At 68.4% G+C, this 13,964-nt stretch carries 11 protein-coding genes; 7 read left to right on the top strand and 4 right to left on the bottom strand.

Going from position 1 to position 13,964, the window contains the following annotated elements; translation table 11 throughout:
- From soxC to AC1DK4_RS00915, 6 genes are all read left to right on the top strand, one after another.
- On the top strand, positions 1 to 1,156 hold a 1,156-nt coding region (gene soxC, locus AC1DK4_RS00940), incomplete at its 5' end, for a sulfite dehydrogenase (RefSeq protein ID WP_477131370.1).
- On the top strand, positions 1,143 to 1,697 hold the full coding sequence (locus tag AC1DK4_RS00935) for a c-type cytochrome (protein ID WP_441615107.1): 555 nt from the start codon (positions 1,143 to 1,145) through the stop codon (positions 1,695 to 1,697). The genes soxC and AC1DK4_RS00935, both read left to right, overlap by 14 nt.
- A 211-nt stretch (positions 1,698 to 1,908) precedes the next feature.
- Positions 1,909 to 2,823 carry a TauD/TfdA dioxygenase family protein gene (locus tag AC1DK4_RS00930; RefSeq protein WP_441615105.1) on the top strand — a complete coding sequence of 305 codons (915 nt, stop codon included), beginning with the start codon at positions 1,909 to 1,911 and terminating at the stop codon, positions 2,821 to 2,823.
- Positions 2,824 to 2,907: 84 nt separating this feature from the next.
- On the top strand, positions 2,908 to 3,942 hold the full coding sequence (locus AC1DK4_RS00925; RefSeq protein WP_441615103.1) for an ABC transporter substrate-binding protein: 1,035 nt from the start codon (positions 2,908 to 2,910) through the stop codon (positions 3,940 to 3,942).
- Between the two features lies 1 nt (position 3,943).
- Complete coding sequence (locus tag AC1DK4_RS00920; protein WP_441615101.1) at positions 3,944 to 4,792, top strand: ABC transporter ATP-binding protein; 849 nt, start codon at positions 3,944 to 3,946, stop codon at positions 4,790 to 4,792.
- 19 nt (positions 4,793 to 4,811) lie between these two features.
- A complete protein-coding gene (locus AC1DK4_RS00915) occupies positions 4,812 to 5,699 on the top strand; it encodes an ABC transporter permease (protein WP_441615099.1) in 888 nt (295 codons plus the stop codon).
- A 44-nt stretch (positions 5,700 to 5,743) separates the two neighbouring features.
- Here the strand turns inward: AC1DK4_RS00915 and AC1DK4_RS00910 are convergent, their stop codons facing one another.
- A complete protein-coding gene (locus tag AC1DK4_RS00910) occupies positions 5,744 to 6,271 on the bottom strand; it encodes a shikimate kinase (protein ID WP_441615115.1) in 528 nt (175 codons plus the stop codon).
- 283 nt (positions 6,272 to 6,554) lie between these two features.
- Here AC1DK4_RS00910 and AC1DK4_RS00905 point away from each other — a divergent pair, with 283 nt between their 5' ends.
- The gene (locus AC1DK4_RS00905) at positions 6,555 to 7,322 is read left to right on the top strand and encodes a class I SAM-dependent methyltransferase (protein WP_441615097.1); all 768 of its coding nucleotides are present in this window, start codon (positions 6,555 to 6,557) and stop codon (positions 7,320 to 7,322) included.
- 72 nt (positions 7,323 to 7,394) lie between these two features.
- Here the strand turns inward: AC1DK4_RS00905 and AC1DK4_RS00900 are convergent, their stop codons facing one another.
- Genes AC1DK4_RS00900 through AC1DK4_RS00890 form a run of 3 tightly spaced genes read right to left on the bottom strand, consistent with a single transcriptional unit; the run spans position 7,395 to position 13,398 of the window.
- The gene (locus AC1DK4_RS00900; RefSeq protein WP_441615095.1) at positions 7,395 to 8,915 is read right to left on the bottom strand and encodes an efflux transporter outer membrane subunit; all 1,521 of its coding nucleotides are present in this window, start codon (positions 8,913 to 8,915) and stop codon (positions 7,395 to 7,397) included.
- A gap of 1 nt (position 8,916) precedes the next feature.
- Positions 8,917 to 12,111 (bottom strand): efflux RND transporter permease subunit, encoded by a 3,195-nt coding sequence (locus AC1DK4_RS00895; RefSeq protein WP_441615093.1) that lies wholly within the window; start codon positions 12,109 to 12,111, stop codon positions 8,917 to 8,919.
- Between the two features lie 15 nt (positions 12,112 to 12,126).
- Positions 12,127 to 13,398, bottom strand: coding sequence for an efflux RND transporter periplasmic adaptor subunit (locus tag AC1DK4_RS00890; RefSeq protein WP_477131369.1), 1,272 nt, complete (start codon positions 13,396 to 13,398; stop codon positions 12,127 to 12,129).
- Positions 13,399 to 13,964: the final 566 nt, after the last annotated feature.

Raw genomic sequence — 13,964 nt, 5'->3', positions numbered from 1 at the left:
GGCGCAGGCGCAGGCGTTGAGCGTGCCGCCATGGTCGCGCACGCCCGGCGAGCCGGTGTTGTGGCGCGCCTACGGCCAGCCCTCGGACTTCGAGAAAAACGTGATCCGCCGCAACCGCGGCGCGGCACCGATGCCCGGCGCCAACTCGTCGATGACGCCGCTGCAGGACCTGCGCGGCATCATCACGCCGACCGGGCTGGTGTTCGAGCGCCACCACGCCGGCATCCCGCTGATCGATCCGGCGCAGCACCGGCTTGCCGTGCATGGCCTGGTCGACCGGCCGCGCATCTTCACCATGGAGGACCTGGTGCGCCTGCCTTCGGTGTCGCGCATCCATTTCCTGGAGTGCTCGGGTAATACCGGCCGCGAGTGGCGCGCGCCCAGCGCCTCCTCGGTGCAGCTCAGCCATGGCCTGTTGTCATGCTGCGAATGGACCGGCGTGCCACTCTCGGTGGTGCTGGAAGAAGTGGGCGTGCGGCCGGAGGCCGCCTGGGTCCTGGCTGAAGGCGCGGATGCCGCGTCCATGACACGCAGCGTGCCGCTGGCCAAGCTGCAGCAGGATGCGCTGCTGGTCTACGCGCAGAACGGCGAGATGCTGCGGCCCGAGCATGGCTATCCGCTGCGGCTGTTCCTGCCCGGCTTCGAAGGCAATATGAGCATCAAGTGGCTGCGCCGCCTGAAGCTGGGCCGCGCGCCGTTCATGACGCGCGAGGAGACCTCCAAGTACACCGATTCGCTGCCCGACGGCAGCGCGCGCCAGTTCACCTTCCTGATGGACGTCAAGTCCGTCATCACCTTTCCCGCACCCGACCATCAATTGCGCGACAAGGGCTTCTACGAGATCTCCGGCCTGGCGTGGAGCGGCCACGGCCGCGTGAAGCGCGTCGATGTCAGCGTCGACGGCGGGCGCAGCTGGAGCCAGGCGCAATTGCAGGATCCCGTGCTGGACCGCGCGCTCACGCGCTTTCGCCTGCCGTGGCATTGGGATGGCGGCCCCGCGGTGCTGCAGAGCCGCGCCGTCGACGAGGCCGGCAACGTGCAGCCCTTGCCCGATCAACTGGTCGCGCAGCGCGGCTACGAGTCCACCTATCACTACAACGCGATCCAGGCCTGGCGCGTGTCCGCCGACGGGAGGGTCGCCAATGCACGCGCCTGAGTCATCGCACCCGCGGCTCGCCGCGTGGCTGCTCGCGCTCGCCGCTTGCGGCGCGCACGCGCAAACCTACAATCTCGGCAAGCCCGCCAGCGCGCATGACCTGGCGGCCTGGAATATCGATGTCACCCCGGACGGCGCCGGACTGCCGCCCGGCAGCGGCACGGTCCTGCGCGGCAAGCAGGTGTACGAGAGCCAGTGCGCCGCGTGCCACGGCCTCAAGGGAGAAGGCAAGCCGGCAGACGCGCTGGTCGGCGGGCAGGGGACGCTGAACAACGCGCAGGAGGGAGGCAAGCCGCCACTGAAGACCATCGGCAGCTTCTGGCCGTATGCGACCACGGTGTTCGATTTCATCAACCGGGCCATGCCCTACAACGCGCCGCAGAGCCTGAAGCCGGAGGAAGTCTATTCGGTGACGGCCTACCTGCTCTACCTGAACGGGATCGTGCGGGACGACGCCGTGCTGGACGCGCGCTCGTTGCCGCGCGTGCGCATGCCCAATCGCGATGGCTTCGTGGTGGACGGCAAGGTCGGGGGATCCTGAGCGTATCGGCCAGGCGATATGCGATAAACAGATAAGACCCGCCACTATCCTTCGTTGACCGCACTACCCGGTGGTCACTAAAGTGCAAGGCTTGAAACCAAGCAGTGCGGGGCACTCCTTTTGCCGGAGCATGGCACCGCACCTACCGGTCCGCATAGATCCGCATAGATCCGCATAGATCAGACCGCACTTTCGTACCCCCGAGCCCGTCATGACGATTGGAACCCACACCGCGCCGAGCACGCCAGCCAGCGCAGCGCTTTCAGCCCGCCCCGGCACTTTCGAGATCCGTCCCTTCGATGCCCCGCTGGGCGCCGAGATCGTCGGCCTGGACCTGTCCGCGCCGCTCTCGGCCGAGGACTTCGCACGCATCCATCGCGCGCATCTCGACTACCACGTGGTGGTGTTTCGCGACCAGCGCATCACGCCCGACCAGCAGATCGCCTTCAGCCGCCGCTTCGGCCCGCTGCAGATCCATGTGCTGCATCAGTTCCAGCTGGCCGGACATCCGGAAATCCTGATCGTCTCCAACGTGCTCAAGGACGGCAAGCCGATCGGCCTGGGTGATGCGGGGCATTTCTGGCATTCCGATCTCTCGTACAAGGAGAAGCCGAGCCTCGGCTCGCTGCTGCATGCGCAGGAACTGCCCGCCGAAGGCGGCGATACCTTGTTTGCCAATATGCATGTGGCGTGGGACACCCTGCCCGCGCACCTGAAGACGGCGGTGGAAGGGCGCAAGGCCGAGCACACTTACCTGGCCAAGTACGCCGAGCTGCAGCAGCGCAGCCCGTGGCGGCCCAACCTGACGCCGGAGCAGATCGCGCAGGTGGCGCCGGTGCTGCAGCCGGTGGTGCGCACGCATCCGGAAACCGGCCGCCGCGCGCTCTTTGTCAGCGAGCACTTCACCACGCGCATCGCAGGTTTGCCGGAAGATGAAAGCCGCGACCTGCTGGCGCAACTGTTCGCGCACAGCGTGAAGCCCGAGCATATCTACCGCCATCAATGGCAGGCGCACGACCTGGTGTTCTGGGACAACCGCTCGCTGCTGCACCTGGCCGCCGGCTGCCCGCCGGAGATGCGCCGCGTGATGTACCGCACCACCATCGAGGGCGACCTGCCGGTCTGAGCCTTTCCCCGATGCCGGCGCCCAGGCGGCGCCGTCGTCTTCCTTACCCGGTCTTCCTGTCCAGAATCCAACGGAGTGTCCCGCATGTCCCTGTTTCGTTCCCGCTTCTTTCCCGCCCGCTGGCAGCGCGGCGCCGTCGCGCTGGCGCTGGCCACCGGCATGGCGGTCACGGGCGCGGCCCATGCCGAAGGCAAGATCCGCGTCGCCGAGCAGTTCGGCGTGGTCTACCTGCTGCTCAACGTGGCGCGCGACCAGCAACTGATCGAGAAGCACGGCAAGCAGCAGGGCGTGGACATCAAGGTGGAGTGGACCCAGCTCTCGGGCGGCGCGGCCATCAACGATGCGCTGCTGTCGGGCGCCATCGACATCGCCGGCGCCGGCGTGGGGCCCCTGCTGACGGTGTGGGACCGCACGCACGGCAAGCAGAACGTGAAGGGCGTGGCGTCGCTGGGCAACTTTCCCTACTACCTGGTCAGCAACAATCCCAAGGTGAAGACCATCGCGGACTTTACCGACAAGGACCGCATCGCGCTGCCGGCGGTGTCGGTCTCGGTGCAGTCGCGCGTACTGCAACTGGCCGCGGCCAAGCAGTGGGGCGACAAGGAATTCAATCGCCTGGACAAATGGACGGTGGCCGTGCCGCACCCGGACGCGGCTGCCGCCATCATCGCCGGCGGTACCGAGATCAGCGGCCACTTCGGCAACCCGCCGTTCCAGGAACAGGAACTGGCCGGCAATCCCAACGCGCGCATCGTGCTGAATTCGTACGACGTGCTGGGCGGCCCGAGCTCGGCCACGGTGCTGTACGCCACCGAGAAATTCCGTAACGACAACCCCAAGACCTACCGCGCCTTCGTCGACGCGCTGGCCGAAGCCGCGAAGTTCGCCACCGCCAATCCGGAAGCGGCGGCCGACCTGTATATCCGCGTCAACAAGGCCAAGATCGACCGCGCGCTGCTGGTCAGGATCCTGAAGAACCCGCAGGTGCAGTTCAAGGTGGCGCCGCAGAACACCTTCGCGCTGGCCGAGTTCATGCACCGCGTAGGCGCCATCCGCAATCAGCCGAAATCCTGGCAGGACTATTTCTTCCAGGATCCGGTCACCGCACAAGGTAGCTGATATGTCCGTGCAGCCTCTGCGCGTGGTTTCCACCCGCGCGACCACGGGCGCCGCGCCGCTGTTGCAGGTCGACGGTGTCTCGCTCGAGTACCGCACCCCCGAGCGCGTGGTGCGCGCCACCCACCAGGTCAGCTTCGACGTGCACGCGGCGGACCGCTTCGTGCTGCTGGGCCCGTCGGGCTGCGGCAAGTCGACGCTGCTCAAGGCGGTGGCCGGCTTCGTGCCGCCGTGCGAGGGCGAGATCCGGCTCGACGGCGTGCCGGTGCGCGCGCCGGGCCCGGACCGCATCGTGGTGTTCCAGGAGTTCGACCAGTTGCCGCCGTGGAAGACCGTGCGGCAGAACGTAATGTTCCCGCTGGTGCGTTCGCGCGGCATGTCGCGCCGCGAGGCCTCGGAATGCGCGCTGCATTTTCTCGAGAAGGTAGGGCTGGCGCAGTTTGCCGATGCCTACCCGCATACCTTGTCGGGCGGCATGAAGCAGCGCGTGGCCATCGCGCGCGCGCTGGCAATGCGGCCCAAGGTACTGCTGATGGACGAGCCCTTCGCCGCGCTCGACGCGCTCACGCGCCGGCGCATGCAGGAAGAGTTGCTGGCGCTGTGGCAGGACGCGGCCTTCACGCTGCTGTTCGTCACCCACTCCATCGAGGAAGCGCTGGTGGTGGGCAGCCGCATCCTGCTGCTGTCGCCGCATCCGGGCCGCGTGCGGGCCGAGCTGAACAGCCACCAGTACGACCTCGCCAGCCAGGGCGGCGCGGAATTCCAGGCCACCGCCCAGCGCATCCACCACCTGCTGTTCGACGAAGCGCCGCATGCGGCGAGCGCGCCGGCACGCACCGCGCAGGCGCGCTGAGCGCCCGCCAGGACCGATCATGAGCCAAGCGACCCCAAGCCTCGCCGCCACCACCGTGGTGCGCCCCGAATACGAGCGCAAGCTCGAACCCTTCACCGCCTTGCCGGTGGCGCGCGCCTTGCCCTGGCCGCAGCGCCTGTGGCAGCAGGGCTGGCTGCGCAAGACCCTGATCCTGGTGGTGCTGGCCTGCCTGTGGGAGGCCATCGCCCGCGTGCAGGACAACGACCTGCTGCTGCCCACCTTCCTTGCCACCGCGCGCGCGTTTGCCGAAGGCATCGGCAACGGGGAGCTGCTGTCCAAGGCGGGCGTGTCGCTCTCCGTGTTGCTGCAGGGCTATGCCGGCGGCATCGTGCTGGCCTTCGTGCTGACCACGGCGGCCGTTTCCACCGAGCTTGGCCGCGATGTACTGGATACCCTCACGTCCATGTTCAATCCGTTGCCGGCCATCGCGCTGCTGCCGCTGGCGCTGCTGTGGTTCGGGCTCGGCAGCAAGAGCCTGGTGTTCGTGCTGATCCACTCGGTGCTGTGGCCGCTCGCTCTCAATACCTATGCGGGCTTTCGCGGCGTGCCGGCCACGCTGCGCATGGCCGGGCGCAACTACGGCCTGCGCGGGTTGCGCTACGTGCTGCTGATCCTGGTGCCGGCGGCGCTGCCGGCCATCCTGTCGGGCCTGAAGATCGGCTGGGCCTTCGCCTGGCGCACGCTGATCGCGGCGGAACTGGTGTTCGGCGCGTCGTCGGGCAAGGGCGGGCTGGGCTGGTACATCTTCCAGAACCGCAACGAGCTGTACACCGACCGCGTCTTCGCCGGCCTGGCCATGGTGATCCTGATCGGCCTGCTGGTGGAGAACCTGGTGTTCCGCACGCTCGAGCGCGTGACGGTGCGGCGCTGGGGCATGCAGCATTGATGGATGCCCCCGGGGCGGCCTCTCCCGGCGCCGGCGCCGGCGGGTCAGCCTGGCTCCGGATCCGTGTGCGGCAATCCGGCCTGGCCGTCGAGCCCGAGCCCGAGCCGCTCGATCACCCTGGTGGCTGCATTCGCCACGCTATCGCCGTGAGAAGGCATGACCAGGTGCGCCGTCTCGCGATAGAGCGGGTCGCGCAGCAGGTAAAGGGCTTCGAGCGTGGCGCGCGGATTGGCGCCTCGCAACAGCGGCCGGTTCTGGTTGCGGCGCGCGCGATGCCATAGTTCGGCGGACGAGGCGCTGAGGTAGACCACGCAGCCGCGCGAGCGCAGCATCGCGCGGTTTTCCGCGCGCAGCACCGCGCCGCCGCCGGTGGCCAGCACGATGCCCCGGTGCCGGGTCAGCTCGTCGAGCATGCGGGTTTCGCGCTCGCGGAAGCCTTCCTCGCCCTCCAGCTCGAAGATCGTCGCGATGCGCACGCCGCAGCGTGCTTCGATTTCGTGGTCGCAATCGAAAAAAGGCCGTCCGAGCCGGCGCGCCACCTTCCTGCCGATGGTGGACTTGCCGGCTGCCATGAAACCAATGAAGAACAGGTTGTCGAGGTCCAATTGGGGGCGGTCAGCCACGGGCTTCCGATGCAGTCTGCGCTACGGTAGCACGAGATGCGCGCGCCGCAAAACCCGGCCGGCCCTTGCGATTGCGGCCTGAACGGCGTAATTTCTCGGCTTGCCGCCGCCGCGACGGCAAGACTCCCCGGGTTTTGACCGCGCGCCGCCCGGCGCCGCCGCTTCCCGGGCCGTCCTCGCAGCGCATTCGGCCCGGAGCGCCCATTTCCCCGCATCCGGAGACCGCGCACCCATGACCGACATCCACCACGCCGCCGCCCAGGGCTTTTCCAGCCAGGCCGATACCTACGCCCGCGGACGCCCGGACTATCCGCCCGCGCTGGCGGGCTGGCTGGACCAGGAACTCGGCTTGCGCGCAGGCAGGACCGTGCTGGACCTGGGCGCCGGCACCGGCAAGTTCAGCCGTCTGCTGCAGGCCACCGGGGCCACGGTCGTCGCCGTCGAGCCGGTTGCCGCCATGCGCGCCCAGCTCAGCGCCGCGCTGCCGGCCGTGCAGGCGCTCGAGGGCACCGCCGAGGCCATCCCGCTGCCGGATTCCAGCGTCGACGCCGTGGTCTGCGCGCAGGCCTTCCACTGGTTCGCCAACCACGCCGCCATGGCCGAGATCGCACGCGTCCTGCGGCCGGGCGGCAAGCTTGGCCTGGTGTGGAACGTGCGCGATGAGTCGGTCGACTGGGTGGCGCAGCTGACCGCCATCATGACGCCTTACGAGGGCGACGCCCCGCGCTTCTACAAAGGCGACTGGAAGGCGGTGTTTCCCGCCCCAGGGTTTGGCGAACTGGGCCTGGCCAGCCTGCCTTACGAGCATGTCGGGCCGGCGCAGCAAGTGATCATCGACCGGGTGATGTCGGTCAGTTTCATCGCCTCGCTGCCCGCCGCCGGACAGGACGCGGTGCGGGCGCGGCTGCAGGCCGTGATCGACGGCAGCCCGGCACTGGCCGGCAAGGCCAGCGTGGCCTTTCCGTACCGGACCGAGGCCTATAGCTGCCAGCGCCTCTAGGTCTGCGGCAGGCGCGGCCCCGGAGCCTCAAAGCCCGCGGCGCGCGGACCGGCACGGACATCTTCCCCGCTTCTAAGGCGCTGTGGACGTCCCCTGCGCCTGCGCGCTGCTGTAGTCCGCCGGCGCATCCGCTGGCCGTGGCGCGTCGCCGGCCCGTTCGATCCACCCGCCGCCGAGAAACTGGTACAGGTCCACCAGGTTGGTCAGCCGCTGCAGGCGCGCGGTAATCAGCAACTGCTGCGCGTTGTAGAGGTCGGTCTGCGCGGTCAGCACGGCCAGGTAGCTGTCGACGCCGTTGCGGTAGCGCAGGTCGGACAATGCCAGCCGGCGTTCCTGCGAGCCGGTGAAGCGCTCCAGCGAGCGGATCTGCCTGTCGAAGGTGCCGCGCGCCGCCAGGCCGTCGGAGACTTCGCGGAAGGCGCTCTGGATGGCCTTCTCGTAGTTGGCGATCTCGATGCGCTTCTGCACCTGGGCCAGGTCGAGGTTGGCGATGTTGCGGCCGCCTTCGAAGATCGGCAGGGTGATCTGCGGGGCGAACGACCAGGCGCCGGAGCCGGGCTTGAACAGGCCGCCCAGCGTGGGCGAGAGCGTGCCGGCGCTGCCGGTGAGCACGACCCGCGGAAAGAAGGCCGCGCGCGCCGCGCCGATATTGGCGTTGGCGGCCAGCAGCGATTGTTCGGCGGCGGCGATGTCGGGGCGCCGTGTCAGCAGGTCCGACGGCAGCCCCGCGGGGATATCCGTCAGCAAGGCCTGACTGTTGAGCGGCAGGCCGGGAGGAAGGTCGCCCGGCAGCGGTTCGCCCACCAGCAGCACCAGGGCATTTTCCGCCTGCGCGCGCAGGCGGCTTTGCGACTCCAGGTTGGCGCTGGCCTGTTCGACCACGCCTTCGGCCTGGCGCAGGTCCAGCTCCGAGCCGGTACCGACCTCGAACTGTAGCTTGGTGATGCGGAACGACTCCTGCGCGCTCACCAGCGTATTGCGCGTGACGGTGAGCGCGTCGTCGAAGGCAAGCATGGCGAGGTACTGGTCCGCGACCGACGACAGCAGCGCGATCTCCGCCGCCTTGCGGGTTTGCGCCAGCGCCAGGTATTGCGCCAGCGCCTGGTCCTTGAGGCTGCGGATGCGGCCGAAGAAATCGATCTCCCACGACGCGCTCAGCCCGACCGAATATTCGCTGCTGATGGTCCTGCCGGCGATGGAAAGATTCTCGGGCGTGCGCGCACGGCTGCCCGAGGCCACCGCGTCCAGCGCGGGGAACAGGGCGGCGCGCGTGATCTGGTACTGGGCGCGCGCGGCTTCCATATTGAGCACCGAGACGCGCAGGTCGCGGTTGTTCTTCAGCGCCAGTTCGAGGATGCGCTGCAGGCGCGTATCGGCGAAGAAGTCGCGCCAGCCGATCTCCGGCGCCGGCGTGGCGCCCGCGCTCACGGTGCCGCCGGTGCTGTCCTGCGCCGGGCCTGGCTGCTGGTCGTAGACGCCCCCGCTGGGGAAGGCGGGCGCCACCGGCGCCGCGGGGCGCTCGTACTTCGGCGCGAGCGTGCAGCCGGCGGCCAGGATGGCCGCGGCGGCCGTCATCAGTGCGTGCCTGCGCATGTCAGTGGCCCTCCCGCGGCGCGCCGCCGCCGTCGCTGCCGCCGCCCGGGTCGTCCGGCGCCGCCGGGGCCGCGGGGTGCGAACCGGGCTTCGCCTTCACCTTGCTGAACTTGCCGATCACCACGAAGAACATCGGGATCATGAAGATGGCCAGGAAGGTGGCGGTCACCATGCCGCCGATCACGCCGGTGCCGATGGCGTGCTGGCTGCCCGAGCCGGCGCCGTTGCTCACGGCCAGCGGCATCACGCCGAGGATGAACGCCAGCGAGGTCATCAGGATCGGGCGCAGCCGCTGGCGCGCGGCTTCCACCGCGGCATCCAGCGTGCTCATGCCCTGGTCGCGCAGGTCGCGCGCGAACTCCACGATCAGGATGGCGTTCTTGGCCGACAAGCCTACGGTGGTCAGCAGGCCGACCTGGAAGAACACGTCGTTTTCCAGCCCGCGCAGGGTGGCCGCCAGCAATGCGCCAAGCACGCCGAGCGGCACCACCATGATCACGGAGAACGGGATCGACCAGCTTTCATACAGCGCCGCCAGGCACAGGAACACAAAGAGGATGGAAATGCCGTACAGGATCGGCGCCTGCGAGCCGGACTGGATTTCCTGGTAGGACAGGCCGGTCCATTCGTAGCCGATGCCGGCCGGCAGCTTGGCGGCGATGGCTTCGATGGCCTGCATGGCCTGGCCGGTCGACTTGCCGTGCGCGGCGGCGCCCTGGATCTCGACGGCCGGAATGCCGTTGTAGCGTTCCAGCTTGGGCGAGCCGTAGATCCACTTGCCGGTGGCGAACGCGCCAAACGGCACCATGCCGCCGGACTGGTTGCGGATATACCAGGCGCCGAGGTCCTCGGGATTCATGCGAAAGCGTGCTTCGCCCTGGATGTAGACCTTCTTGATGCGGTTGTCGACATCGAGGAAGTTGTTGATGTACTGCGAGGCCCAGGCCGTGGAAAAGGTCTGGTCGATGTTGATGGCGTCGATGCCCAGCGCATTGGCCTTCTCGCGGTCGATACTGACCTTGAACTGCGGCGTGTCGTTCAGGCCGTTGGGGCGTACCTGCGCCAGCAACGGATCCTTGGCCGCCATCCCGAGCAGCATGTTGCGCGCTTCCATCAGCTTCTCGTGGCCGACGCCGGCGCGGTCCTGCAACTCGAAGTCGAAGCCGGCTGCGGTGCCGAGCTCCGGGATCGAGGGCGGATTCAGCGGGAAGATATTGGCGTCCTTGTAGGACGCGAAGTGCCCGAAGATGCGGCCCACCAGCGCCGGCGCCTTCAGGTTGGCGGATTCGCGTTCCTTGAAGTCTCTCATGCGCACGAACACCAGGCCGGAGTTCTGGCCGCGGCCCGCGAAGCTGAAGCCGTTGACGGTCAGCACCGCCTCCACCACGTCCTTCTCCTGCGTCAGCAGGTAGTCCTGCACGTCCGCCAGTACCTTGGCGGTCCGTTCCTGCGTGGAGCCCACCGGTGCCTGCACCAGCACGAACATCGTGCCCTGGTCTTCCTCGGGCAGGAAGGCCTTGGGCAGGCGCAGGAACAGGTAGCCCACCGCCACGATCACCAGCACGTAGATGACCAGCCAGCGCCCGGAGCGCCGGATCACATGGATCACGCCGCCGTGGTACTTCTGCTGGCCCCTGGCGAAATTACGGTTGAACCAGCCGAAGAAGCCGGTCTTCTCGTCATGATGGCCCTTGGGAATCGGTTCGAGCATGGTGGCGCACAGCGCCGGTGTGAGGATCAGGGCGACCAGCACGGACAGGATCATGGCGGCCACGATGGTCAGCGAGAACTGCCGGTAGATGGCGCCCACCGAACCGCCCGAGAACGCCACCGGCACGAACACCGCGGACAGCACCAGGGCCACGCCCACCAGCGCGCCGGTGATCTGGTCCATGGCCTTGCGCGTGGCGTCGCGCGGGGACAGTCCTTCTTCGGCCATCACCCGCTCGACGTTTTCCACCACCACGATGGCATCGTCGACCAGCAGGCCGATGGCCAGCACCAGGCCGAACATGGACAGCGTGTTGATCGAGAAGCCCACCACCGACATCACCGCGAACGTGCCCAGCAGCACCACCGGCACGGCAATGGTGGGGATCAGCGTGGCGCGCAGGTTCTGCAGGAACAGGTACATGACCAGGAACACCAGCACGATGCCCTCGATCAGCGTCTTGATCACTTCCTCGATGGACAGCGTGACGAACGGCGTGATGTCGTACGGGTATTCCACCGCCAGCCCGTTCGGGGCGTAGCGCTGCAGCTCGGCAATCTTGGCGCGTATGGACTTGGCGGTATTCAGCGCGTTGGCGCCGGTGGCCAGCTGGATGCCGAAGGCCGCGGTCGGTTGCCCGTTGTACTTGGTGTCGAAGTTATAGGTCTCGCCGCCCAGCTCGATGCGGGCCACATCCTTGAGGCGCACCTGGGAGCCGTCGGTGTTGACCTTGAGCAGGATGTTGCCGAACTGGTCCGGCGTCTGCAGCAGCGTGGCTTCGGTGATGGTGGCCTGCAGCATCTGCCCGGGCACGGAAGGCGTGCCGCCCAGGCTGCCGCCGGCCACCTGCACGTTCTGCGCAAGCACGGCGGCCTTCACGTCGAGCGGGGTCAGGCTGTAGTTGTTGAGCTTGGTGGCATCGAGCCAGACCCGCATGGCGAACTGCGAGCCGAACAGCGTTACCGTGCCCACGCCGTCGATGCGGCTGATCGGGTCCAGTATCTTCGAGGCCACGTAGTTGGTCAGGTCGTAGCGGTTCATGCTGCCGTCCTGCGACACGAAGGCCAGGATCAGCAGGAAGCTGCTGCTCGATTTCGTCACCTTGGTGCCGAGCTGCTGCACCACCTGCGGCAGCAACGGCGTGGCGAGCTGCAGCTTGTTCTGGACCTGCACCTGCGCGATGTCGGGGTTGGTGCCGGCGGCGAAGGTCAGGGTGATGGTGGCGGTGCCCGAATCGTCGCTGGTGGAGGCCAGGTAGAGCAGGTGGTCCAGGCCGCTCATCTGTTGCTCGATCACCTGCGTGACGGTGTCCTCCACCGTCTTGGCCGATGCGCCGGGGTAGGTCGCGCTGATCTGGATGGCCGGCGGCGCGATGGTCGGGTACTGGGCGATCGGCAGCGTCACCGTCGCCGCCAGGCCCGACAGCATCAGGATGATGGCGATCACCCAGGCGAAGATCGGCCGGTCGATGAAGAACTTTGCCATGGCGCCGGCTCCCTTTTATTGCGCGGCGGGCGCGGATGCCGCGGCAGGTGCCGGCGCGGAGGCGGGCGGGGCCGGCGGCGCGGAGGCCGGTGCCTGAGTTGGCTGCGGTGCCTGCGGTGGCTGCGCCTGTGCGTCCGAGGCCGCTGGCGCGGGCACCTTGGTCTCGACCGGCTTCACGGTCGCGCCCGGCTTGGCTTTCTCCACGCCGTTGACGATCACCCGGTCGCCCGGCTGCAGGCCGCTTTCCACCACCCAGCCATTGCCGTAGGTGCCGGCGGTGACGAGCTGGCGCAGCGCCACCTTGTTGTCGGGGCCGATGACAAGCGCCACGGGCTGGCCCTTCTGGTCGTGGGTGATGCCGATCTGCGGCACCACCATGGCCCTGTCGTTGACGCCTTCGTCGATGCGCGCGCGCACGAACATGCCCGGCAGCAGCACCCGGTCCTTGTTGGGGAAGATCGCGCGCACCGTGACCGACCCCGTGGTCTGGTCCACGCTTACGTCGGAGAACTGGAGCCGGCCGGGCTCGGAGTAGGTCCGGCCGTCCTCCAGCAGAAGCGTGACCTTGGCGGCGTGGATGCCGCTGGTCTGCAGCTTGCCTTCCTGGATCTGGCGGCGCAGCCGCAGGCCTTCCACGCTCGATTGCGTCAGGTTGACGTAGACCGGGTCGAGCTGCTGCACGGTGGTGAGCAGGGTTGCCTGGCTGGCCTGCACGTAGGCACCCGGCGTGACCTGCGAGAGGCCGCTGCGGCCGGTGATGGGCGAGATCACGTCGGTATAGCCGAGGTTGATCTGGGCGGTCTCCACGCTGGCCTTGCCGGCGGCCACGTCGGCCACGGCCTGGCCCAGCGCGGCCACGGCGTTGTCATAGTCCTGCCTGCTGACCGCGTTGGCGGCCACCAGCACCTTGTAGCGGCTGGCCAGCGCGTTCTGCGTGGCGACGTTGGCCTGGGCCTTGGCGAGCGCGGCCTTGGCATTGTTGAGTGTGGCGATATAGGGGGCCGGATCGATCTTGTAGAGGCGTTCGCCGGCCTTGACGTCGGCGCCTTCGGTGAACTCGCGCCGCAGCACGATGCCGTCCACGCGCGCGCGCACCTGCGCCACCAGGAAGGCGCTCGTGCGCCCGGGCAGTTCCACCGTCACGGGCACGGTGCTGGTCCTGACCGTCACCACGCCCACCTCGAGCRGCGGCGGCGGCGGCGCCGCCGGCTTCTGCCCGCATGCCGCAATGAGGGCGGCAATCGCCGCAGCGCCGGGATAACGAAATGGAATCCGCTCGTTGCGCATGAGGAAACCTCGGGTTCGTTAGGGTTGGCTGGGGTCGGCTGGCAGAATGAGGACCCACGTGCGCCAGCGTCCGGGCATCGGCAGGCAAGAGCCACGGCGGTGGCCGGGCGGCCGGATCGGCCGCGCGACAGTCGTCCAGGCGGCAACCGGCGGCGCCGGGCATCCGCTCGCAGGCGGTTGCCGGTGTTGTCGGTCGTCTTCGCCGGGAGCGGGCTCCGAAGCGGGCTCCGAAGCGGGTTCGGAAGCGGGCCTGGAAAGGCGGCCTCTGACTAGGGTTCGCGGCCCAGGCCCATGCGCCGCCGATGGCTGCGCGGCAGGCGCGGCGAGCGGGCGGCGCCAGGAATGTCGTACTGCCGGATACTGCCGCTGGCTCTGGCGGGGCAGGCGCGGCTGGCATGGCGGAGGAGGTGGAGGACTTTGATTTGCGCAAGCTGAAGGCGAGCCCGGATCAGTGCGTTCAATCCAACCATTGCTGGATCACTCCGTCGAGACGTAGTGCATCGCGTACACACCGTGGCCTGGCTGGCCCCCGCGGCCGGGGCGAATTGATGCATCACATCACTCTA

This window comes from Cupriavidus sp. 05N38 (genome assembly GCF_056397345.1).
Note: the sequence above shows the minus strand (reverse complement) of the source record. Positions and strands in the feature narration are given on the sequence as shown.

What these genes read in the sequence shown, in the direction of transcription:
- AC1DK4_RS00920 (WP_441615101.1), top strand. Translation starts at nt 3,944, where the DNA reads ATGTCCGTGCAGCCTCTGCGCGTGGTTTCCACCCGCGCGACCACGGGC.
- AC1DK4_RS00930 (WP_441615105.1), top strand. Translation starts at nt 1,909, where the DNA reads ATGACGATTGGAACCCACACCGCGCCGAGCACGCCAGCCAGCGCAGCG.
- AC1DK4_RS00910 (WP_441615115.1), bottom strand. Translation starts at nt 6,271, where the DNA reads ATGGCAGCCGGCAAGTCCACCATCGGCAGGAAGGTGGCGCGCCGGCTC.
- AC1DK4_RS00935 (WP_441615107.1), top strand. Translation starts at nt 1,143, where the DNA reads ATGCACGCGCCTGAGTCATCGCACCCGCGGCTCGCCGCGTGGCTGCTC.
- AC1DK4_RS00905 (WP_441615097.1), top strand. Translation starts at nt 6,555, where the DNA reads ATGACCGACATCCACCACGCCGCCGCCCAGGGCTTTTCCAGCCAGGCC.
- AC1DK4_RS00900 (WP_441615095.1), bottom strand. Translation starts at nt 8,915, where the DNA reads ATGCGCAGGCACGCACTGATGACGGCCGCCGCGGCCATCCTGGCCGCC.
- AC1DK4_RS00895 (WP_441615093.1), bottom strand. Translation starts at nt 12,111, where the DNA reads ATGGCAAAGTTCTTCATCGACCGGCCGATCTTCGCCTGGGTGATCGCC.
- AC1DK4_RS00925 (WP_441615103.1), top strand. Translation starts at nt 2,908, where the DNA reads ATGTCCCTGTTTCGTTCCCGCTTCTTTCCCGCCCGCTGGCAGCGCGGC.
- AC1DK4_RS00915 (WP_441615099.1), top strand. Translation starts at nt 4,812, where the DNA reads ATGAGCCAAGCGACCCCAAGCCTCGCCGCCACCACCGTGGTGCGCCCC.